The 23,057-nt window shown below is 68.5% G+C and carries 16 protein-coding genes; 15 read left to right on the forward strand and 1 reads right to left on the reverse strand.

What is annotated here, in order from left to right; translation table 11 throughout:
• The first annotated feature begins 885 nt into the window (after nucleotides 1–885).
• Nucleotides 886–3,081: an NAD-dependent DNA ligase LigA gene (ligA, locus tag BQ7355_RS05285; protein WP_072415908.1), complete on the forward strand. Its 2,196-nt coding sequence runs from the start codon at nucleotides 886–888 to the stop codon at nucleotides 3,079–3,081.
• A gap of 475 nt (nucleotides 3,082–3,556) precedes the next feature.
• Nucleotides 3,557–4,447, forward strand: coding sequence for a formate/nitrite transporter family protein (locus BQ7355_RS05290; protein ID WP_072415252.1), 891 nt, complete (start codon nucleotides 3,557–3,559; stop codon nucleotides 4,445–4,447).
• 273 nt (nucleotides 4,448–4,720) lie between these two features.
• On the opposite strand, the gene BQ7355_RS05295 is transcribed toward BQ7355_RS05290, so the two are convergent.
• Nucleotides 4,721–5,014: a YbjQ family protein gene (locus BQ7355_RS05295; RefSeq protein ID WP_072415253.1), complete on the reverse strand. Its 294-nt coding sequence runs from the start codon at nucleotides 5,012–5,014 to the stop codon at nucleotides 4,721–4,723.
• 181 nt (nucleotides 5,015–5,195) lie between these two features.
• Between BQ7355_RS05295 and BQ7355_RS05300 the strand changes: the two genes are divergently transcribed.
• The 13 genes from BQ7355_RS05300 to BQ7355_RS05355 all read left to right on the forward strand — a co-directional run bounded on the left by BQ7355_RS05300 (nucleotide 5,196) and on the right by BQ7355_RS05355 (nucleotide 22,956).
• Nucleotides 5,196–7,760, forward strand: a complete 2,565-nt coding sequence (locus tag BQ7355_RS05300) for a hypothetical protein (RefSeq protein ID WP_143761756.1) — start codon at nucleotides 5,196–5,198, stop codon at nucleotides 7,758–7,760.
• 174 nt (nucleotides 7,761–7,934) lie between these two features.
• Complete coding sequence (locus BQ7355_RS05305; RefSeq protein WP_072415255.1) at nucleotides 7,935–8,618, forward strand: ATP-binding cassette domain-containing protein; 684 nt, start codon at nucleotides 7,935–7,937, stop codon at nucleotides 8,616–8,618.
• Between the two features lie 13 nt (nucleotides 8,619–8,631).
• Nucleotides 8,632–9,483 (forward strand): hypothetical protein, encoded by an 852-nt coding sequence (locus tag BQ7355_RS05310; RefSeq protein WP_143761758.1) that lies wholly within the window; start codon nucleotides 8,632–8,634, stop codon nucleotides 9,481–9,483.
• 177 nt (nucleotides 9,484–9,660) lie between these two features.
• Nucleotides 9,661–11,790: a hypothetical protein gene (locus BQ7355_RS05315; RefSeq protein ID WP_143761760.1), complete on the forward strand. Its 2,130-nt coding sequence runs from the start codon at nucleotides 9,661–9,663 to the stop codon at nucleotides 11,788–11,790.
• Between the two features lie 13 nt (nucleotides 11,791–11,803).
• Nucleotides 11,804–12,391 (forward strand): hypothetical protein, encoded by a 588-nt coding sequence (locus BQ7355_RS05320; RefSeq protein WP_072415258.1) that lies wholly within the window; start codon nucleotides 11,804–11,806, stop codon nucleotides 12,389–12,391.
• 21 nt (nucleotides 12,392–12,412) lie between these two features.
• Complete coding sequence (locus tag BQ7355_RS05325; protein ID WP_072415259.1) at nucleotides 12,413–14,164, forward strand: clostripain-related cysteine peptidase; 1,752 nt, start codon at nucleotides 12,413–12,415, stop codon at nucleotides 14,162–14,164.
• A 406-nt stretch (nucleotides 14,165–14,570) separates the two neighbouring features.
• Nucleotides 14,571–15,077: a flavin reductase family protein gene (locus BQ7355_RS05330; protein ID WP_072415260.1), complete on the forward strand. Its 507-nt coding sequence runs from the start codon at nucleotides 14,571–14,573 to the stop codon at nucleotides 15,075–15,077.
• 307 nt (nucleotides 15,078–15,384) lie between these two features.
• The gene (locus BQ7355_RS05335) at nucleotides 15,385–17,406 is read left to right on the forward strand and encodes an excinuclease ABC subunit UvrA (protein WP_240307326.1); all 2,022 of its coding nucleotides are present in this window, start codon (nucleotides 15,385–15,387) and stop codon (nucleotides 17,404–17,406) included.
• On the forward strand, nucleotides 17,385–17,840 hold the full coding sequence (locus BQ7355_RS09375; RefSeq protein ID WP_240307327.1) for a hypothetical protein: 456 nt from the start codon (nucleotides 17,385–17,387) through the stop codon (nucleotides 17,838–17,840). Before BQ7355_RS05335 ends, BQ7355_RS09375 begins: the two co-directional genes overlap by 22 nt.
• 466 nt (nucleotides 17,841–18,306) lie before the next feature.
• Nucleotides 18,307–19,854 (forward strand): FAD-binding oxidoreductase, encoded by a 1,548-nt coding sequence (locus BQ7355_RS05340; RefSeq protein ID WP_240307328.1) that lies wholly within the window; start codon nucleotides 18,307–18,309, stop codon nucleotides 19,852–19,854.
• Nucleotides 19,855–19,856: 2 nt separating this feature from the next.
• Complete coding sequence (locus BQ7355_RS05345) at nucleotides 19,857–20,651, forward strand: electron transfer flavoprotein subunit beta/FixA family protein (RefSeq protein WP_072415262.1); 795 nt, start codon at nucleotides 19,857–19,859, stop codon at nucleotides 20,649–20,651.
• Nucleotides 20,651–21,859 (forward strand): FAD-binding protein, encoded by a 1,209-nt coding sequence (locus tag BQ7355_RS05350; protein WP_072415263.1) that lies wholly within the window; start codon nucleotides 20,651–20,653, stop codon nucleotides 21,857–21,859. Before BQ7355_RS05345 ends, BQ7355_RS05350 begins: the two co-directional genes overlap by 1 nt.
• Before the next feature lie 212 nt (nucleotides 21,860–22,071).
• The gene (locus BQ7355_RS05355; protein WP_072415264.1) at nucleotides 22,072–22,956 is read left to right on the forward strand and encodes an HD domain-containing protein; all 885 of its coding nucleotides are present in this window, start codon (nucleotides 22,072–22,074) and stop codon (nucleotides 22,954–22,956) included.
• Nucleotides 22,957–23,057: the final 101 nt, after the last annotated feature.

A 23,057-nucleotide genomic window follows, 5' to 3' on the forward strand; every position in this document is an offset into this window, starting at 1 on the left:
GCCGATGTCCCGAGGGGGCGCCTCCGGTTGCTGCCGGAGGCGCCCCCTGTCTTGCTGGCTCCTCTTGGACGGTGAGGCTCTTTTGCCGGCTGCCGCGCGCGGTCGGCGTCCTTGGGTCGGTAACGCGCCCTGCTGCCGCAGGGCGCTCCTTCTTGGTTGGCGGATTTGAGCGCATGCCGTGCATCTTCTTGTGGGGCCGAATGCGGCTCCACCGGAAACGCAGGGCTTTTGCTCGTCGCTTTCGGGCACTTGCCGCCCGACCTTTTGCTTATGCATGCATAGTGAGATATGGGACAGAAATATACCTCGATTATGCATGGGTCCCGACGGCATGCAGCGAGAGTGGTCAAAAATTCGGTCGAGACAGTATCGTCCGCGATTGCTGGCGGCCCATTGGGCTCCTTCGTGTGTCCCGGGAGGCTTGTTGCGTCGCGATCTGCTGAGATTTGGCATACCGGCAAGGAATATAGCGATACACATGTCTCTCAACATGTGGCTTCCAGCGAGACGAGGGGAGTCCGATTCCATGTATACGCGCGCCCGATACTGTCTCGACCGTATTATTGACCAGGCGCGGATCACCCCGCGCGGCGTGCCGGCGGCCAGGCGCCTGCGTCAGCCTAGAGCTGCCGGTTCAGGCTGGGCGTCCGCTTCTGCTCGGAGTCGCTGGCCTCGGTTGCACGCCCGCGCTTGTTCGCAGCCGCTTCGACGGCCCGAGTTGCATCTAGCTCAATTGGCGTCGGTTCTCAAGTGTGAAGTGGTCGTTGGGCGCGGGATGGCAACTTGTCGCGGGATGGTACCCTGTATAGGCTGAAAGCAGGTACCAAGGAGGCGCACGTGGCGGAGCAGCAGAGTTTGTTCGGTGATCTGGCGGAAAACGAGCGGATGCGGGCGCAGCGGGCGTCCGCGCCCGCGCCCGTGCAGCAAGATGCCCGTGCCCGGGCGGCTGAGCGTGCGGCGGAGCTTCGCCATCTGCTCGATTATCACGCCTACCGCTACTATGCGCTGGACGCGCCGGAGATCACGGATGCGGCCTTCGACAAGCTCCTGGTCGAGCTTCAGCAGATCGAGGCGGCCTATCCCGACTTGGTGACGTCCTCCTCCTACACGCAGCGCGTGGGCGGCTTCGTGGACGTGGAACAGTTCACGCCCGTCACGCACATGGCGCGCATGTACTCCATGGATGATGCCATGAACCTGGAAGAGCTGGATGAGTGGCTCGACCGCACGGAGGCCGCGCTGGGCGCGGGCAAGGTGGCCTATACCTGCGAGCTCAAGATCGACGGCTTGGGCGTGGCGATTACCTACCAAGACGGCGCCTTCGTGCGCGCGGCGACGCGCGGCGACGGCACGACGGGCGAGGACGTCTCGCTGAACGTCCGGACCATCCACGACGTGCCCATGCACCTGTCCGAGGCGGCGCTCGCCCACATGGGCGCAGATCGTTCCGCTCCCATCGAGGTGCGCGGCGAGGTCTACATGCCCAAGGGCAGCTTCATGCGCCTCAACGACGAGGCCGACGCCGAGGGCCGCGACCCCTTCGCCAACCCGCGCAACGCAGCCGCCGGCAGCCTGCGCCAAAAGGACCCCAAGGTCACGGCGAAGCGCGACCTCGCGACCTTCATCTACGCCATCGCGGACACCGCGCCTTTGCACGTGGATTCTCAGCACGAGTTCCTCGACTGGCTGCGCAGCGCCGGGTTCTCCGTCAACCCCAACGTCGCCCGCTGCACCTCGCCGGCGGAGGTTCACGCCTTCTGCGCCGACGCGCTGGCGCACCGCAGCGACCTGGACTACGACATCGATGGCGTGGTGGTGAAAGTCGACAGCTTTACCCAGCAGGACGACCTGGGCTTCACCGCTCGCGCCCCGCGCTGGGCGATCGCCTTCAAGTTCCCGCCGGAGGAGAAGACAACCGTGCTGCGCGACATCCGCATCCAGGTGGGCCGCACCGGCGTGCTTACCCCGGTGGCGGAGTTCGACCCGGTGACCGTCGCCGGCTCTACGATCGCCCGCGCCACGCTGCACAATCTCGACGAGATCCGCCGCAAGGACGTGCGCGTGGGCGACACCATCATCGTGCACAAGGCGGGCGATGTGATCCCCGAGGTCGTGGGCCCCGTGCTGGAGAAGCGCTGGCCGGATTCGGTCGAGTGGGACATGCCCGCCGCGTGCCCCGCCTGCGGCAGCCCCGTGGTGCACGAGGACGGCGAGGTGGCGTACCGCTGCGTGTCGCTCGATTGTCCCGCGCAGCTCAAGGAACGCCTCATCCACTGGGTGAGCCGCGGCTGCATGGACGTCGACGGCGTGGGCGAGGAGCTCGTGGACAAGCTCGTCGAGGCCGGGTTGGTGCATGACGTCGCGGACTTCTACCAGCTCGATGTCGACACGCTTGCAGCGCTCGACACCGGCCGTACCTACGCGACCTCAAACGCCAAGAAGGGCGTGGTCGCGGGCGATCCCATCCCCGTGGGGCACACGATCGCGGCCAAGGCGATCGATCAGCTCAACCGCTCCAAGAGCCAGCCGCTCGGCCGCGTGCTGTTCGCCCTCGGCATTCGCCACGTGGGCAAGACGGTGGGCGAGGTGCTCGCGCAGCGCTTTCTCACCATCGATGCGCTCGTGCAGGCGAGCGAGGAGGAAATCGCGGGCTGCGAGGGTATCGGCCCCAAGATCGCGGCGAGCGTGAGGCAGTTCCTCTCCGTGCCCGAGAACCTCGAGGTGCTGCAACGCCTGCGCGATGCGGGCATGGCGCTCGAGGAGGATCTGGGCGCCGCCGCGGCGCGCGCCGCCGAGACGACGGGCGTAGATGCCGGGCTCGCCGAGTCCCAGCCGCTCGCGGGGCTCACGTTCGTCCTGACGGGCACGCTGGTCAACCGTACGCGCGACGAAGCGGGGGCTGCGCTCAAGGCGTTGGGTGCGAAGGTGACCGGTTCGGTTTCCAAGAAGACGAGCTACCTGGTGGCCGGTCCCAAGGCGGGGTCGAAGCTCACCAAGGCCGAGAGCTTGGGCGTGCCCGTCCTGGACGAGGAGCAGATGGAGCGGATCTTGGCGACCGGCGAGGTTCCGGCGGGGGAGTAGCGTCGAGCCGAGGCCGCTGCCGGTACCTCAGAAAGGGGACAGGCACCGAATTGAGGCTCTCAAAAAGGGGACAGGCACCAAATTGAGGGAAGGCTTGGCGAGTTCCCGCACCGTGGCGACCCGTTCGACGGGGGAGTGCTGCCCGGCCGGGCCTCGCGAGGGCTAAGTGCGTGTGGCGCGTGCAGCGCGAAGTGCGAAGCGCGAAAAGGGCCGAGGTTCTGCTTCACTTCAAAAAGGCCTGTCCCTCAATTGAGAGGGGGCAGCCCCCCACGCCTCAAAAAGGTGCCTGTCCCCAAATTGAGCACGGGCGGGTGGCTGAGTCGGTGGCCGCTGTGCTTCTCTACCGCTTCCGTCTCGCCAGCCGACCCGTTCTCCAACTCGTTCCTTTTCTCCGAGCCTGCCCGGCGCCCATGCTGCTCGCCCGAGCGCAATCCGGTACAATCGCTGAGGCTTATTGACGACAACGGAGGTGCCCATGGCCCACGACCCCAAGACGACCCGCGCCGTACCCGCTCACCATCTGGTCCCCGACGCGCTCACGCCCGAGCAGATCGAGTCGAAGGCCGAGCACGTCGCCATCGGCAAGGCGAACATGCCGCTCGTGAAGCTCTTCGTGCTCGCCATGTTCGCCGGTGCTTTCGTCGCCCTGGGCGCGGCGTTCTTCACCGTCGTCATGGGCGATGCGGAGATGGGGTTCGCGGTGCAGCGCGCGCTCGGCGGCCTCTGCTTCTGCCTGGGCCTGGAGCTCGTCCTGCTGTGCGGTGCCGAGCTCTTCACCGGTAACGCCCTCATGGTGCTCGGCAAGGTGTCGGGCAAGATCTCCGGCCGCGGCCTGGTGCGCAACTGGACGATCGTGTGGTGCGGCAACTTCGTGGGAGCCGTCGCGATCGCCGCGCTCATCTTCGGCTCGAACCTGCAGGCGCTCGACGGCGGGGCGGTGGGCGACGCGATGGTGTCGCTCGCGGTGGGCAAGGTGACCCCCGCCTGGCACACCCTGTTCTTCAAGGGCGTGCTGTGCAACCTGCTGGTGTGCCTGGCGGTGTGGATCGGCTTCGGCGCACGCACCACGGCCGACAAGGTGCTCGGCATCATCCTGCCCGTCGCGGCGTTCGTGGTGATGGGCTTCGAGCACTGCGTCGCGAACATGTTCTTCCTGCCCATGGGGCTTGCCGCGAAGGCCGCGGGATTCGGCACGGCGGTCGCCGGCGCGGATGCGCTCACCCCGGGCTCGCTGCTGTACAACCTCTCCGCCGCCACGCTCGGCAACATCGCGGGCGGCATCCTCATCGTGGGCGTGGGCTACTGGATCGCCTACGGCCGCGAGGCCCACAAGCACGAGGTCGAGGTCGAGGAGCTGGCGGAGTAGTCCCTCAGCGCGCCCCTCAAAAAGGGGACAGGCACCAAATTGAGGCCCGTTCGCCCGGTTGAGGCCCGCCCGTTCGATTGGGGCTCGCGCAATCGAGGTCCGTCCGGTTGAGGTGCGTCCGAGGGTCAACGCGAAGGCTGCCCTCGGTGTCGAGAGGATGCGTTCGTTTTCGATTCGCGTGCCCAAGATGCGGGAGCAGAGTGTTCTGAAAAGCAGCCGCTCCTCAATCGAGCGCTCGATGCTCAGAAAAGTGCCTGTCCCTAATTTGAGCGCTTATAAGGAGGGCGCCGTCGCTCGTGGTGAGTGACGGCGCCCTCCTGCATGCGAATCCGCACCTAGCGCTCGATGCGCCGCACCTTCACCGCGGTGCCGCTCGCGCAGGACCTCCTCGCGCGCCTGCTTCATCTCGTCCTCGTAGCCGGCGGAGCGCCCGCCGAAGACGTTGCGCAGCCCGGCGCCGATGTCACGGAACATGTTGATGCCGCTGACGGCCTCGCCGGTGACGATGCCCAGGTACTCGACGATTTCGTAGCCGTCGAGGTTGTTGGTGGTGGTGATGGTGAGCATGTGGCGTCCTTTCGCTCGCCGGTAGAACTTGCTCGCGGATATACCCAGATTCCGCCTTCCTGCCGTTGGCAAAACAAAATCAGCCACCTATCCTGCAGGGGTGCTTTAGCTAGATGATGTGCTATGTTCGTCGCAACGGGGCGCACCAGTGCCCCGGCGGGCATCAGGGGGCGAGGTCGACATGCTGCTTCGCATATTCCGAATCATCGCGCGCAGGGTTGCCTCGTGTAGGGTGCTCGTGGTTATGCTCCTGGCCCTGCAGGTGCTCTACCTGCTTCCCGTCCTGGGGTCGAGCTACCTCGATGGCTGGCAGGAGGTCGAGCGGATCGAGGTCGATAATGTCCGCTCTTACGCTTCGAGCGACGCGCTGGATGATCAGGCCTATTCCGTCGACAACGCCGTGACCGCATGGCTGGGCGAGGGCGGACGGAAGAAGGCCGCAGCGGCGGATCGGATGATCGAGCGCTACGATGCGGGCGATGCGCACGGCTACTTCGAGGCGGCTGCCGATTATTATCGCGTGACGGCCGAGGTTCAGGGCTATGCCGGATCGCAATCGCTTATTGATCGGGCGGAGGCGTACCAGGCGCTCGCCGATTCCGGGGCGAGCGACCTCTACATGGTGCCCGATCATATGCCGGCGTCGCTCTATGCCGTGTTTGGACACAAGCTGCTTCTTGCGCTCCCCGGTGCTCAGCTGCCGCTCATCTACACCGCACAGGGCGACGGGATGATGACGTATAACGGGCAGTGCGAGCTCTTGTTCTGGATGGTTCCCCTTGTGGCGGTGTGCGGGCTCGGCGCCTCTTTGCAGACTCGGGGCCGCTTGGCGACCCAAGCTCCGTGCACGCACAGGAGGCGATTGCTGCTGGGCACCCTCGCGTCGGCGTCGATCGCCCTTACGGCCCTGGTCGTCGTCTGCGCCCCCGCTCTCGTCGCGCAGATGCTGCGCGTTGGCGTCGGCGATCTCTCGTATCCCGTGCTGTTCGGCTCCGGGCCCGCGCTGGTCGTCTCGTCGGTGGGGGAGGTCCTCGCGCGCAACATCGTGCTCATGGTGCTGGTGTCGCTTGTCGTCTCGCTCGCGATGCATCTGAGCGCCTCGCTTTTTGACTCCGTCCTCCCGTCGGTCGTCCTGCTCGGATGCATGATGGCGCTTCCGCTATTCCCCGGCTACTTCGGGGAGTTCTCGCGCTACCGCGATATCGCCCCGTATCTGCCGTCCTCGTACCTGTGGACCGAGTACGCCGCGGGGTCGCTGGGTTACGGCGCGATCCCCTCGCCCCGCTTCCTCGCGGGCGTCACGTTCGGGCGGGGCTGCCTGGTGCTCGGGGCGACGGTTGCCGGCGCCGGCGCGCTGCTCGCCCTGCTGGCTCCCCTGGGGGCGCTGGTGAGCTGGGGGGACCGCGGGCCGCGGCGTCGCGGTGGTCTTCCTACGCGGAGACCCGGCGGAGCCCATGCGCGCGGTCACGGCGGCGCCCATGCGCGGCCCCGTCATGCGGCGGCCTCGGTGGAGGCGCCGGCATCGTCTTGGCTGTCGGATTTCGCGGGCTATTCGGCGGCGTTGGCACGCATGCTGCTCGCGGGCCCCGGGTTGTACGCGCTCGCGCTCATCATGGCTTCGGCGCTTGTTTTGCCGGCGGTCTTCTCAGTCGACCCGGATACATCCGAGTTCTCCCATGCGCGCTATGAGGGGAACCAGCTGAAGTCCCTTTACGGCGCCCTGTCCTCTGGCGTCTACGAAAAGGGCTCGGCGGAGGCGGGGGCGCTCGAGCGCCTTGCGGATGCGTTGAGCGGGTATGTGTACTCGGCCACGCTCCAAGAGGGCTACGAGAGCCTTGCGGAGTACGAGCGGCTGCGCCTCGAGGTGGCGGGGCTCGGGCCGGCAGGGCCGCCTGCCGAGCTGCAGATCCCCGAGGTCGATCCCGTGAGCGATCCGGTAGTCGTCGAGGGAAAGATCGCGTTGCTCGAGGGGATGGCATCGTTGGACGCCCCCGAGGTCTATGGTCTTAGCACCCTGATGCCCGGCTCCTACTACCTCTCCTTCATCTTCGGCGTTGCCCCGTTCGCGTTCTGGCTCGTTCCCGCGGTGGCGTCCGCTCTGGGCATCGCGCGTCTGCGCTGCAAGGGGGCGCTCGTGCAGCAGGCGCCGGTGTCGAGCGGGGTCGAGCTCGCTGCGGGCGTCGTGGTCGCGGGCGCCATCGCGATCGTCATGCTCGCATGCGTGATCGTGCCAGGCACCGCATGCGCGACGATGCGCCACGGCATCGGCGATTGGGGCCAGCCGGTGGTGTTCGTGCAGGGTGGCGAGGTCGTGTGCGCGACCGTTTTGTCGTCGCTGCTATCCGGAGCGGGCATGGAGATGCTCGCGAGCGGTTTCGTCGTCGCGTTCCTAGCATGCGTCGAACGCTTGACGCAGAGCTTCCGGAGCGTTTGCGTCGCCGCCGTGCTCGCGCTCGCGGCATCCGCGCTTGCCGTCCAGGCGTCGCTGCTGGCGCCCGCCGACGGCGTCGCCGCCCTCGTCTTGGGCTGGCTGCCGCTGACGTACCTCGACGTCGCCCGCGTGGTCGGGGCAGCGGGGTACACAATCGCCGCGGCGTGCGGGGCGTCGCGCCTCATCGGAGCCGCGGTGCTTGCCGCATCGATAGCCTTCCTGCTGGTGTTCGCCTGCATCGCCCCGCGTGTCTCTGCGGCCATAGCCGCCCGCGGGGCTCGGGTCAGGGATCGCTCTTGCGTCATTCGAATCTGATGGCTCCCGGTGGCGGGGCGTGCCGGCCGGGTTGGCTGCCGCGCCTCCCGGTGGGGCGTGCCGGCCGATCGGTCAGTTATCCCGCACCCTCCACGGCGATGTGGGCGTGCCGAAGATACCCGCATCGACGGGATCGGCCTGATCGAATGAACGAGCGAAATAGGGAGCAAGATCATGCTATCGGTTTCTCATCTCACGCTGTCATATCGCGGCGGCGTGCTGCTGGACGATGTCTCCTTTGGATTGGAGCCCGGCCGCATCATGGGGCTGGTCGCCCCGAACGGCTATGGAAAGACGACGCTGCTCAAGGCCATGGCGGGCATCAAGGGCGCGCGCGTCTCCGGCATCGTCGATGTCGACGGCCTTCCCGCCAACCAGGTGGCGCGCCGCCGCGCCCGCGTCTTCTACGCTCCAGGAGAAGGGACGCTGCTGTATCCCGGGATGACCGTCGCGGAGCATCTCGCCATGACGCGCAAGCTTTGGAAATCCGAGCGCGATCCCGCGGACGTGGCTCGCGCCTGCAGGATCGACGGGTTTCTCGGCAAGCGGGTTCGAGCTTGCTCGCAAGGTATGAAGCAGCAGCTCACGCTTGCCATCGCATATATGACGGGCGCGCGCTACCTGCTGCTTGATGAGCCCATGAACGCGCTCGATCCGACCAACGTGCAGCTCAACTCGCGAATTTTGCGCGGCCTCGCCCAGCGCGGCGCAGGCGTGCTCATGTCGTCGCATATCTTGGAGAACGTGGACCAGTTGAGCGATGAGATCCTGTTTGTGAGGGACGGCAAGCTGGTGATGTTCGACCCTGACGCCGGCCCCGCCCGCGCGCTCGACATCTACAACCAGCTCTACCTGTAAGGGGGCGCTCGTTATGAGTTGTAACGATGAACAGAGGGCTGTCCTGTCTCCGTCTTTGCGATACGGGGTCTGGGAGCGCCTTGCCGCTTGCGTTTTCGCGATGGCGCTCGCAGCGCTGTTGCTGACCGGCTGCTCGGCCGGGGAGGTCGATGTCCCTGCGGGGCGCGTGCTCGAGGTCGTTTCGCCCGTCACGTCCGAGGAGGTCGTCATGGTCGAGGGCGGATGCCGGCTGGTCGGCTCGCCGTCTGACGAGGCCATCGAGCTGCGTCCCCTGGAGTACAGCGACCCCAGGTTCTTCCTCGCGGACCGTCTGCCAGACGGGATGACGCGTGATGACGTCTACTATTTCGATTTGCTGGATTCCGAGTCTGACGCGGGCGGGCGCTTGCCGTGCGAGGTCAACGGGGATACGACGCTTCCTGAGGGCTCTACATATCTGGTTGTCGACGTCGATGTGCGCAGCCATGAGGACGAGAAGGTGGAGTTCTGCCTCGCGGACGCGATGTTGTGCACGTACGATTCCACGGCAGATCCGGGGCTGGAGTTCCCGGATGTGCCGAAGAACGAATACCCGCGCGTCGAGTTCGACCAGATGACGTACGGCGGGGCGGGTGCATATCGCGTGCTCGCCGGATGCGAGACGCCGGTCTGGGCGAGCGGCTACGAGCCGATGGGGCCGCGCCTGCCTGGCGAGGCGGCGGGAAACTATTGGCGCGACCTTTGGATCGATCCCGATAAGCGCTTCCAGCTCTATTACATCGTGTCCGAGGAAGACGCCCGCCGTGGCGACCTTGCATGGGTTATGAGCGCCCGGGTGGATGTTGCGGACCCGCGGGTCTACGCATACCGCGTGGAGGTCGAGTGAACACCTCATGATGCTTTTGATGCCGCCCACGTGCGACTCCCGGCACTCCATGCTGCATCCACCGCTCGCGGCGTATCTGCGCGCATCGCACTCGTTCCGAAAACACGACATTCGTTCCGCATTTCCCACAGGAGCAGCCCTGTGTCCGGATGCGCATCTAGAATAGGTCATTCAGCCATGCTGTTCCGAAACGATGGGGAGGCGGAAATGTACAGGTGCCTGGCGAAGCGCGCGCTCGCGATCGGCTTTGCCGCGATGCTCGCGGCGGGTTCGTCTGCGCTCGCGGGATGCGCCGGGGAATCACCCGAGCAGGGTTCGGCCGAGATGGGCGCGGAGGGGTTCGCCCGATCGGTGGCGATCGACGATTCGTCCAGCGTTCTCGATGCGGAGCTGGATTTCATCTACGGAAACCTTGATGAGGTCAAGCTGGGCCTCGTCCTCGAGCAGGGCGCGCTCGCCGATTCCGTCGACCCCGCGCAGCTTCGCCTCGACGGCGCGCTGTCCGGCTGGTCGGTCGCCTCGGCGAAGCGCGTGAGCGACACCGAGCTCGAGGTCATGGCGCAGCGGCCCGAGGGGCTCGCCAACAACGGCGCATCCGTCGCCTACGTCGAGCTCGCCGCCGATGCGGTGGACATCCCCGCTTCCGATGAGGAGCCCGAGATCTCGGACGCCCCCCTCGACGAGATGACACCCGCCCCCGAGGGCGCCGAGGTCATCGAGGCGGATGTGCCGGCCGACGACGCCGCGGCCGCCGAGACTGCCGCCGCCGAGGCCGAGGAGCCCCTCTACCATGCGGTCTCCATCGCTTTCGTGGACCCGTACCTCACCGTCGACTACGACGAGTCGAAGCTCGACGGTTCCAAGCTGACGCTCGCCGTCGAGGCGCACGACTATTACTTCGGCGAGGGCGTCTCCGCGGACGACTTCAGCATCGAGGGCACCGACCTCTACTCCGTCGATTCGGTGCGCCGCGATACGCCCCAGGGCCTTTCGATTGTCTTGTCCCTGCTCGATGACGCCGAGAAGTCCGATAACCCGCTGTCCGCCCTCGAGGGCGCCGCGCTCGTGCACGAGGGCAACGTCACGGGCGGCGAGGTGTCCTGCCTGCTCACCGCCGCCGAGCCCTGGGTCGACGTGGCCTTCGACTTCGAGGACGCCGACTCCGAGACGATCGGCCTCGAGGCGGAGCTCCACAACAGCGACGACGAGCTTACCGAAGGCGACGTCACGGTGACCGTCGACGACAAGGAGGTCGACGGCGTCAGGATCGAGTCCAACGGCGAGAGCGCCTACAGCATCGTCGTCCCGAGCGACGGCGTCACCGCCGACTCGGTCGTCTCCGTGGATGTCGCGCCGGTGGAGGGCGTCTTGGGCCAGCAGTCCGATCCCGCGCCGGCGAGCGAGGCCATGGCGGCCCTCGACGAGTCCACGGCGCGCGATTTCGACGTGAAGGACATCATCATCTCCGGCGGCAAGTCCGGCCTCTCCGCCCTCGCGCAGATGGGTTGGAAGCAGGTTTGCAAGGCGTATCTCGACCCAGCGCTCGGCACGAGCCTCTACGAGGTGACCAACAACGAGCTGCTCGCCGAGATCGTCAAGGTGCAGCAGCAGGTCGCCGACGTGTCCGGGCAGCTCAAGGCCCTGGCCGACGCCGTGGACATCGAGTCCAGCGAGCGCGCCATCGACGCGGCCCGCTCCTCGATCGAGAAGATCAGCTCCGCCGAGCGCTACCTGCGCGGCAAGATGGATAAGATCCAGAAGACCTCCGATCCCGCCGAGCGCGAGCGCCTCATCCTCCAGCTCAGCGAGAGCCAGCGCGACTCCAAGCGCATCGACGCGATCGCCGACGAGCTCCCCGTGCTCTACAACCGCCTCATGATGCCCAACTACTCCGGCAAGGGCGGATCCAACCTGGTCGAGATGTACGACAACCTGCTTGCGAAGTCGTACAACTGGGGCGTCCAGACCTTCCCGCTCCGCGGGAGCTTCCGCGAGAGCCTCGCGCTGGTCTGGGCCCAGGGAGCGCAGATGGTCCAGCTCGCCTACGGTGCCGACGACGACGGCGAGTACGCCGACGTGCTGGGCGAGCTCGACGAGATGACGCGCGGGGTGGACAAGCTCATCAACGAGCAGTGCAAGCTCGACGTCACGTCCTTCTACTATTACGACGGCATCGAGCAAGATCTCGTCAACGGCTTGAGGGGGGGCCGAGCCGCAGGCGCCCGACAAGACCTGGCTCATCGGGGAGATTCTCAAAGACAGCTCGCTGTACGATTCGTGCTGGGAATATACGCTCAGCGACGATGATTATGCAGAGCTTGTGTGGTATCGCGAGCAGCTGAAGACCTACGAGGAGGCGAAGGCCAGCTACGACCAGGCCCTCGCCGCCCGCGTCGCGAGCGCGTCGCAGTACTGCAACACCACGGGCAGGTGGTATCACCCGCTCTCGGCGACCGACGCCGGCAAGGGCTGGTCGCGCGCTCAGCAGCAGAACCTTTCCAACATGCAGGGCGGGAAGAGGTGGGAGGCGGAGTCTCCGTTCCGCTCCTTCACGAAGTCCGGCAGCACCTATCGCGGCGACTTCGACTGGACGTCGCGCTACATGGGCACCGAGGAGGCGAAGCAGATGGCCGCGCGCCTGCGCGGCACCGCGACGCTCAAGCAGGAGCTCAGCGACATCGGGTTCGCCTCGGCCCGCCACCTCATCACCTCCGACCGCTTCGATACGGGATGGAAGGAAGACGTGTGGAAGATGGACACGTTCGAGGTCGCCAGCGTGACGAATGCCAAGGACGCGGGCTTCACCGCCGACAAGGCCCATTTCTCCGGGCGCTACCCCGCGTACACCAACTGGCAGACCCCGCTGCAGGACATGTTCGTCCTGCAGGTCGTCACGAGGGGCAAGTAGGAGACGGGAGAGGAGGGCTCGATGCTTGCAGGTGGACCGCATAACCGTTCGCTCGGCTCGCGCAGGCCGCCCGTCCGCCGCGGGCTCCGTGCGCTGCCCGTCGCCCTCGCGGCCGCCCTCGCCGTCTTGTCGGGCGGCGCGGCGTGCGCCCGCGCCTGGCGCATCGAGGGGATCGACGCGGGCGCCATCCAGCGCTTCGAGGTTCGCGACGGCGAGCTCGAGCTGCTCGAGTCGCTCGACGCGGCCTCGATGGGGTCGGGCGATACCCTGGGCGGCTTTTTGGCGTTCTGCGCGGACGAGGCGCCGAGCGAGCGCGCGGCGGTCGTGCTGTGGAACCATGGCGGCGGCCCGCTGGGCGGCGTCTGCTTCGACGAGAACGAGGGCTACGACTCGCTCGGGATCGACGAGCTCGAGGCCGCCCTCGCCGCGGGCGCGGAGGCCCGGGGCGGCGTCCCCTACGACATCGCGGGTATGGACGCCTGCCTCATGGGTTCGGCCGAGGTCGCGGGCGCCCTCGCGGGCGAGGCGCGCTACCTGGTCGCCTCCGAGGAGCTCGAGCCCGGGGAGGGCTGGGACTACGAGGCGCTCGTGGATGCGCTCGCCGAGGGGCCCGCGCTCGACACGGAGGACGTCGCCGCCTCCATCTGCGACGCCTTCTGGGACCGCTGCGAGCGGTTCGGGACGGAGGCCTCTGCGACCCTGTCCGCGATCGACCTCTCGGCCATGGACGTGGTCGGCGAGGCGCTGGACGCGGCGATCGACGTGTACGCGGACGCCGACGAGCCGAAACGCGCCCTGTCGGCGCTTGCCGACGGCGCTCGGGCGGCCGAGGCGTTCGGCGCCGATGACGACGAGGGCGTCGAGCCGACGAACATGATCGACCTCATCGGTTTCGCGGAGGCGAACTCCCGCGACGGCGGTCCGGCGGGGGAGGCGTTCTCGGCGCTCGCCGACGCCGCGTCCGATGCCGTGGTCCATTGCGTTGCCGGCTCCGCCACGGCGGATGCGCACGGCCTGTCGTTCTACTACCCCGTCGCGTTCAGCTCCGACGAGCTTTCCGCCTACGACGAGGTCACGCCGTTTTCCGGGTACGCGGAGGGGCTCGCTCGCATGTACGGAGCGGGTTCGGCGCACGTCGAGCTCGCCGACGCGGGCTCCATCGAGGACGGGGTGCTCTATGCCCGGGCGGAGCAGGGATCGCGGTACGACCTGTACGACCTCTCGCTGGTAGTGCGCCGCATCGACGGGACCCCCTTCATGTGCGAGGACATCGACATCATCGACGACTGGGAGGCCCTGCGCTTCGGTGCGGAGCTCCCCGCCGACTGCATCGCGCTGGACGGCATGCCGCTCGATTCCCATGTGGTCGACGCCGGCTACGACGAGGGCTACATCGTCTACACCGCCCCCGTCACGGTCAACGGCGAGCCCGCCAACATCCGGTTCGCCTGGATCTGGGATGGCGAGGTCGTAGAGGACGACCTGGGGCCGAAGGAGACGGGGCATTTCCAGATCCTCGGGATCTGGGACGGAATCGATCGCGTGACGGGGCTTTCCGACCGCTACCTCGGCTCGTTCGAGAAGGGCGACGTCGTCTGCGCGCTCTCCAGCGAGACCCTCGAGCCGCGCGGGGACGAGATCGTGGTGGGCGCCGATGCCCCCGGACTGGATGAGGTTCCGCTCGAGGAGGGCGCCTACGAGTGCTGGTTCGAGTTCACCGACGTCTACGGAGGCGTCACCACCTCGGCGAAGGCCACGTACACGATCGGATAGGGGCCTCAGAAAGGGGACAGGCACCTTTCTGAGGCGGTCCGGGGCCGAGATGGGCTTTCGGCTTCCCGGCGTGCCCTGGCTTCGGGCAGCTTGGGCCCCAGAAACACGGGATGCGCCCGTTCCCTCCAGAGTCCCTCAGCTCGGAAGCGCGCCTCAGAAACGTGCCTGTCCCCTTTCTGAGGATTCCGTTCGGATGCCGGGGTGTCGATCGGTGCGCTGCGCGGGCGCGGCCGGAGGGTCATGGGGTGCGCGTCCCCTCTCCGCGTTCACCCCGTCCTTCTCGTCCACAGGCGGTGTTGCCGGGGCGCGTCGCGCCCACCGCGCGCTACGATGCGTCTCGATGACCCAATGGGCGAGAAGCCGGTCCGCATCGGTTCCGGCCGCCCGCGAAACGAGAGGAGCGCAGATGGACCTCACGGCGCTGTTCAAGATGAGCTACGGCCTGTACGTGGTGTGCGCCGACGACGGCGCGCAGCGCGCCGGCTGCATCGTCAACACGGCCACGCAGGTGACCGCCGACCCCGTCCAGATCATGGTCGCGGTGCACAAGGACAACGTGACGACGGGCGTGATCGAGCGCGCCGGCGCCTTCGCGGTGACGGTGGTCGACCGCACCGCCGACATGCCGTATATCGGCAACTTCGGGTTCCGCTCGAGCGACACGTACGACAAGTTCGGGAAGTATGAGACGCGCGTCTCGGAGGTGGGGGCGCCGTACTGCCCCGAGCACGCCTGCGCGCTCGTCGCCTGCCGCCTTGTCGAGACGGTGGACGTGGGCACGCACATGCTCTTCATCGGCGAGGCCGAGCAGATCGAGCGCCTGGCCGACACCGAGCCGCTCACCTATGCCGCCTACCATAGCGAGCTCAAGGGCAAGACTCCGCCCAAGGCGTCGTCCTACCAGGGGCAATAGCGCTTCCGTAGCCTACGGACGGTCTGCTCAATCCAGGGGCAGTCCCTAAATTGGGGTTGGGAAAAGGACGGGGTGCAGCGTCGGTCACGCGCTGCGCTCCGCCTCACGTTCGCGCGCGGCGTACGTCCTGCCGCCTCCCCGCTGTGGTTGCACCTCAACTTAGGGACCGTCCCTAATTCGAGGGGTATCCCGAACTCGAGGTCTTCCGTTTTGCACAGGACGGCTGTGTTCCCGGCTGTAGACTACGGTGAGGTCTCGACTAGGGTGAGGCCTCGGGTTCCATGCGGCTTGGGGAAGGGGCGCTCCGATGGGGAAGCAGCCGGATCATATCGTCGTGCGCGGAGCGCGCGTGCACAGCCTGAAGGACGTCGATGTCGACATTCCGCTCGGCGAGCTCGTGGGCATCGCCGGCGTCTCCGGGTCGGGCAAGAGCTCGCTCGCCCTGGGCACGCTCTACGCGGAAGGCTCGCGCCGCTACCTCGAGGCGCTGTCGACCTACACGCGCCGCCGCCTCACGCAGGCGAGCCGCGCCTCCGTCGACGAGGTGCTGTACGTCCCCGCCGCCCTCGCGCTGCACCAGCGCCCGGCCGTTCCCGGCGTGCGCTCCACGTTCGGCACGATGTCGGAGCTCAACGCCAGCCTGCGCTTGATGTTCTCGCGGCTTGCGTCGCATGCCTGCCCGGCGTGCGGCGCCTATGCGGACCCTGCACTCAACGTCGCGGCTGGCAGGCCCATCCGCTGCGCGGCATGCGGGCGCGAGTTCTGGGCGCCTTCCGCCGAGGACCTCTCCTTCAACGGGGGCGGCGCCTGCCCCACGTGCTCGGGCACGGGCATCGTGCGCACGGTGGACGAGGCGTCGCTCGTCCCCGACGAGTCGATCTCCATCGCGGACGGCGCCGTCCTTCCCTGGGGATCGCTCATGTTCGACCTCATGAAGAACGTGTGCGAGGCCATGGGCGTGCGCATCAACGTGCCGTTTTGCGAGCTCACGCCCGCCGAGCGCGAGATCGTGTTCCACGGGCCCATGGAGAGCAGGCACATTCTCTACAAAGCCAAGAAGGGCACGGATTTCGCCGAGCTCGACTTCAACTACTACAGCGCCGTGTTCACGGTGGAGAATGCGCTGGCCAAGGTGAAGGACGAGAAGGGGCTCGCCCGCGTGGCGAAGTTCCTGCGCGAGGAGCCCTGCGCCGACTGCGGAGGCTCGCGCCTTTCCGCCGCCGCCCGCGCCCCGCGCATCCGCGGCATCGGCCTCGCGGACGTCTGCGCGATGGCGCTCGACGATGCGGTGGCGTGGGTCGTGGGCGTGCCCTCCGCTCTGCCGGAGGAGCTGCGCGCCATGGCGGCCGATATCTGCGACTCGTTCGGCGATACGGCCCGGCGCCTGCTCGACCTGGGCCTGGGGTACCTCGCGCTCGACCGCGCGGGCTCCACGCTCTCCACGGGAGAGCGCCAGCGCGTCCAGCTCGCCCGCGCGGTGCGCAACCGCACCACGGGCGTGCTCTACGTGCTCGACGAGCCGTCGATCGGCCTGCATGCCGCCAACGTCGACGGGCTCATCGGCGTGATGCGCGACCTGGTGGCCGACGGCAACTCGGTCGTGGTGGTCGACCACGACACGCGGGTGCTCGAGGCGTGCGACCATCTGGTGGAGATGGGGCCGGGCGCGGGCGCGAACGGCGGCCGCGTGATCGCGCAGGGCGCCGTCGACGAGGTCGTCGGCAGCGCGGCGAGCCGCATCGCGCCCTTCCTGCATGCGGTGCCGGCGCGGGTTCGCACCCAGGTCGATCCGGATGAGCTGTTCGACCGGGGGCGCATAGCGCTTTCCACGAATCGCCTGCACACCGTGGCACCCCTCGAGGTCCAGATTCCCCGCGGCAGGCTCGTCGCGGTGACGGGGGTGTCCGGTTCGGGCAAGACGACGCTCGTGCTCGAGGAGCTGCTGCCGGCGCTTGCCGCCGCGTCCGCGGGCGCGGCCCTGCCCGCATGCCTGCGAGGCGTCGACGCGGAAGGGATCGCCCGGGCGAGCCTTATCGACGCGACGCCCATCGGCGCCAACGTGCGTTCCACCGTGGCAACCTATGCGGGCGTCCACGACGAGCTGCGCCGTGCGTTCGCACGCACCGAGGAGGCGGCGGCGCAGGGGCTCAAGCCGGGCGATTTCTCCTACAACACGGGCAGCCTGCGCTGCCCGGTCTGCGACGGCACGGGCTCCATCTCGCTCGACGTGCAGTTCCTGCCCGACGTCGAGGTTCCGTGCCCCGAGTGCCGCGGAACCCGTTACGCGCCGACGGCTCCCTCATCACCTTGCCGCAGCTCATGGCCATGAGCGTGGACGAGGCGCTCGACGCCTGCTGCGGACTCAAGAAGGTCGTGCGCAGGCTCGAGACCCTCTCCGATCTTGGCTTGGGCTATCTTTCGCTCGGTGAACCCACGCCCGCGCTCTCGGGCGGCGAGGCGCAGCGCCTCAAGCTGGCGAGCGAGATGGGGCGCGCGCAGGGCGACGCGGTGTTCGTGTTCGACGAGCCCACGATCGGGCTGCATCCGCTCGACGTGCGCACGCTGCTCACAGTGTTCGACCGCCTGGTGAGCGCCGGGGCGACCGTGGTGGTGATCGAGCACGATCTCGACATGATCCGCAACGCCGATTACGTGATCGACATGGGGCCGGGCGGCGGAGAGGACGGCGGGCGCGTGGTGTTTTCCGGCGCGCCGTCCGATCTTGCGTGCTGCGGGGCGAGCGTCACGGGCCGATACCTGTAGCGAGGCCAATCGGGGCGGTGCCCCCGATCGCTTTCTCCCGCGGGCGCCGCCACCTCAATTTGGGGACAGGCACCAAATTGAGGCATGGGCGATGGGGGGAGGTCGAGGCCCGTTTCCGGGGCCCGGTGCGCCAAAGGGGTGCGTCCCTTTTGGCACGAGGGATACGTCCCCGATGCCGCGGGCGGCGCCATGGGACGCGGCTGCCCCATTTGCCAGATGGGGGGTTCGGTCTGTTCCGGGTCTTCGGGACCCGGCGCCGCCACCTCAATTTGGTGCCTGTCCCCAAATTGAGGTTTCCGGGCCCGGCGCGCCCCCGCTATGTTTCGAAACAGATTGTTTTGAGCCCGGAAACAATCGGGCTCCATACTGTATGCACTCACTCCATCACAGTAAAGAGGTTGACATGCGGGGCATACGGGACTGGGCGCCGGAATTCGACGAATACCGGCGTGACGAATCGAGAACCATGGGCGAAGCCTCGTCCATATCGTTTCCGACCGACGAAGCGGAGCTTCGCGCCGTCCTGGCCGAGCTCGAACGCACCGCGCCGGATGCGCCCATCACGGTCCAGGGGGCCCGCACGGGCCTTGCCGCCGGCGCCGTGCCGCACGGCGGCCATGTGCTCAACCTTTCGCGGATGAACCGCTATCTCGGTCTTCGGCGTGACGAAGGGGGCGCGTTCCATCTGCGCGTCCAACCGGGCGTGGTGCTCGCCGAGCTGCGTCGCCTGCTCGCCGCCAAGGCGCTGCCGCAGGCCGGTTGGGACGCGGCGTCCCTCGCGGCGCTCGATGCCCTCTACGGCGGCCCCGCGCAGTTCTTCCCGACCGATCCTACCGAGACGTCCGCCTGCGTGGGCGGCATGGCGGCGTGCAACGCCTCGGGCGCGCGCAGCTATCGGTACGGTCCCATGCGCCCGCACGTGAGCGCCCTGCGCGTGGTGCTTGCCGACGGCGACGTGCTCGACCTGCGCCGCGGGGAGCACCGGGCTCACGGGCGCACCCTCGAGCTCGTCACGGAGGGCGGGCGCGCGCTTGCGCTCGATGTGCCCGGCTACACCATGCCGCGCACCAAGAACGCCTCGGGCTACTACGCCGAGGACGACATGGACGCCGTGGACCTCTTCATCGGGTCGGACGGCACGCTCGGCATCATCAGCGAGCTGGAGCTGGTGCTCAGCCCGGAGCCGTGCGTCACCTGGGGCATCAACTGCTTCTTCGCGAGCGAGGCCGCCGCGCTCGACTTCGTGTCGGCCGCCCGCCCCCGGCTCTCGTGCGCCGCGGCGCTCGAGTACTTCGACGGCAGCGCCCTGGGGATCCTGCGCTCCGCACGCTCGGGCTGCGCCGCGTTCGTCTCGCTCCCGGCGGTGCCCGAATCTTTCGCCGCCTGCGTGTTCGTGGAGCTCGAGTGCGACGACGAGGGGCGGGCGTACGACGAGCTGGAGTGCACGGGCGAGCTCATGCGCTCGGTGGGCGGCAGCGAAAAGGACTCCTGGGTGGCCCGCACGGACGTGGACCGCGAGCGTCAGCGCCTCTTCCGCCATGCTGTCCCCGAGAGCGTCAACATGCTCATCGACCGCCGCCGCCGCACCGCGCCCGCCATCACCAAGCTGGGTTCGGACATGTCCGTGCCGGACGAGCGCCTGCACGACGTCGTGGCCCTCTATCGCCGCACGTTGGCGGAGGCGGGTCTCGAGAGCGCGACGTGGGGCCATATCGGCAACAACCACCTGCATGTGAACGTGCTGCCGCGCGACGAGCGCGACTACGCCGCGGGCAAGGAGCTCTTCCGCTCCTGGGCGCGCGAGGTCACGGCCATGGGCGGCGCGGTCTCGGCCGAGCACGGAGTGGGCAAGATCAAGCGCGACTTCCTGCTCGCTATGTACGGTTCCGATGCTATCGACGAGATGGCGCGCCTCAAGGTCGCGCTGGACCCGCGCGGCCGCTTGGGCCGCGGCAACCTGTTCGACGAGGCGCGGCTCGATGCGGCCGTCGCCGCGATGCGGAAAGGGGAGTAGCCATGCGGATCGTCGTATGCGTGAAGGCGGTGCCCGGAAGCACCGAGGTGAAGATGGATCCCAAGACCAACACCATCGTCCGCGACGGGGGCGCGGCGGTCATCAACCCCTTCGATGCCGCGGCGCTCGAGATCGCCCTGCGGATCAAGGACAAGCTGGCGATCGAGGGGGAGCCGTGCCGCGTGACCGTGCTGTCCATGGGCATCCCGGCGACCGAGTCGCTGCTGCGCGACTGCGTGGCGCGCGGCGCCGATGCGGCCTTGCTGCTTTCCGACCGCGCCTTCGCCGGCGCGGACACCCTTGCCACGACCTATGCCCTGAGCTGCGGGATCGCACGGCTGGAAGAACCCGATCTGGTGCTGTGCGGCAAGATGGCCGTGGACGGCGATACCGCGCAGATCGGCCCGGAGCTCGCTGGGTCCCTGGGCGTGCCGTGCGCCGCGGGCGTGGCCGCGCTCGATGCGGTCGGCCTGCGTGCCGTGACGGTCGAACGCGAGGTCGACGGCGGCATGGCGACGGTCGAGGTCCCGCTGCCCGCGGTTCTTACCGTGGCGAAGGACGCCGCGCAGCTCCGTTTCGCGAGCATCGCGGGCATCCGGGCGGCCGAAGGCGCGCGCGTCGACGTGCTGACGGCCTCCGCATGCGGTGCGGATGCGGCGCGCACGGGGCTCGCGGGCTCGCCCACGCAGGTGGTGCGCTCTTTCGTTCCCGAGCGCATCGAGCGAGGCGTGACGATCGAGGGGGATGCCGCCGCCCAGGCGCGGGCCGTGGCGGAGCTGTTGGAGGCGATGGCGTGATGAGCGGACTTACGATCGATGCGGATGCCTGCGTGGGCTGCGGGCGCTGCGTGCGCGCGTGCGGCAGCGCCGGCGTGGTGGTGGAGGGCGAGCGCGGTGCGCGCCGAGCCCGCGTCACGGACGGGTGCATCCTGTGCGGGGCGTGCGTGGACGCCTGTCCCGTGGATGCGATCTCGATCGAGCGCGCCGCGGGCGATGCGGCGCTGATCGACCTTTCGGCCCACCGCGACATCTGGGTGTTTGCCCAGACGGACGCCGAGGACCGCGTGCTAGACGTTGCGTTCGAGCTGCTGGGCCGTGCGCGCGAGTTGGCTGACGAGCGCGGATGCGCCCTCGTGGCGCTGCTTGCGGAAGGGGCGGGGGATCCGGGCGCCTCGAGCGCGCGGCAGCTGGTCGCCGCCGGCGCCGACACGGTCCTGCGCTGCCGTGACGAGCGCTTCTCGTCCCGCGACGCCGGGGTTTTCGCCGAGTGGGTCTGCGCGCTCGTGCGCGAGCGCAAGCCCGAGACGGTGCTCTTCGGCGCGACGGTCTTCGGCCGCGAGCTCGCCCCGGCGGTCGCGGTGCGCCTGCAGACCGGCCTCACCGCCGACTGCACGGTGCTCGCCATCGACCCCGAGACGGGCCTGCTCCAGCAGACGCGCCCGGCCTTCGGCGGCAACCTCATGGCGACCATCGTGTGCCCCCGTCGCCGTCCCCAGATGGCGACGGTCCGTCCCGGCGTCTTCGCGGCGCCCGCGCCCGACCCGTCCCGTGCGGGCGAGGTGGTCGACGTCGAGCTCGACTGCGGCGCGGCGCCGCGGATGCGGGTGCTGTCCGTCGCGGGCTCGGCCGCCGGAGACTCGATCGCGACGGCCGAGGTGCTCGTGGTGGCGGGCCGGGGCATCGGCTCGAAGAAGCGCCTTCCGCTCGTGCGCGAGCTCGCGGAAGCCCTTGGCGCCCAGGTGGGCTGCACGCGCCCGCTGGTCGAGGCGGGTTGGCTGGAGGGTTGGCAGCAGGTCGGGCAGACCGGCGTGTCGGTGGCGCCGCGCGTGCTGCTGAGCCTGGGCGTGTCCGGCGCGATTCAGCACGTCGCCGGCATCTCGGGCGCCCAGACGGTGATCGCGGTCAACGATGACCCCGCCGCGCCGATCTTCGCGTCGGCGCAGTACAAGGTCGTGGGCGACTGCGTGTCGTTTGCCGAGGAGCTGCTGGAGCTCCTGCGCGCATAGGACCGCCCCGCCTCAAAAAGGGGACAGGCACCGAATTGAGGTCTCGAAAAGGGGACAGGCACCTTTCTGAGGTGTGGATCCGAGGTGTCCGGGACGCGCCGACGGGCGCGTCCCCAATGGCATGGCCGTATAGCGGAGGCGGGCGCGCGGCCGTCGTCGGCCGGGGCGCGGTATCATGCCGGGGAGCGAAAACCTGAACCGAGGAGGACCGGATGCCCACCGTCGACCGCGACCGCGCACGCGCGGCGTTTGAGGCCTATGTCGGGCCGTATGACATCGCGAACCCGCGCATCGCGCTCAAGGTCGCGCACACCTACCGGGTGGCCGCGATCGCCGAGCGCATCGCGGCGGCGGAAGGTTGGACCGCCGAAGACATCGACCTAGCCTGGCTGTGCGGCCTTTTGCACGATATCGGCCGCTTCGAGCAGCTCCGCCTCTGGGACACCTTTCGCGACGCCGGCTCGGCGAGCCATGCGGCCCTCGGCGAGGCGGTGCTCGCGGGGAGCGATCCGGCCGGCGTGCCCGCGAACGCCCCCGTCCTCGCGGATCCGGCGCCGGCGCACCATCCGGCGTGCCCGTTTCCGGGCTCGGGCGCGCTGCGCTCGTTCACGGACGCTTCCGCCGATGATGCCCTCATCCTCGCGTCGGTGGCGCAGCACAGCGCGTTTCGCGTCGAAGGCGGGCTCGATGGTCGCACGGTCGCGTTCTGCGACCTTGTCCGCGATGCGGACAAGGTCGACATCCTGCGGGTGAACTGCGAGAACACTCCGATGACCATCCTGGGCGCCACGGACGCCGAGTTTTTGGCCAGCAGGTTTTCGCGCGCTGCGCTGCAGGCGTTCGCCGAGCGTCGCTGCATCGCCCGCGATGAGCGCCGCGAGCCCGCCGACCAGCTGCTCGGCATGGTCTGCTTCGTGTTCGAGCTGGTGTATCCCGAGAGCCTGCGCATCGTGCGCGAACAGGGCCATCTGGACCGCCTGCTGAGGTGCCCGTTCGGGGTCTGCGAGCCGTTTGCGCATGCGGACGCGCGCGCAGCGTGGGCACGCGTCGGCCGCGAGGTGGAGGCGTGGATGGACGGGCGCCTGCGTTCCTCGTAGGGTCTGCCGCCCGCTCCGACGGCCCTGCGAACCGCGCGACGCCCTCCGGGGTCCCCGCCGGCATCGCCGCCCGGCACGTCCCTGCGACCCCGTGCCCGTTG

It is taken from the genome of Collinsella phocaeensis, from assembly GCF_900119895.1.
In the GTDB taxonomy this organism is placed as follows: Bacteria; Actinomycetota; Coriobacteriia; order Coriobacteriales; family Coriobacteriaceae; genus Collinsella; species Collinsella phocaeensis.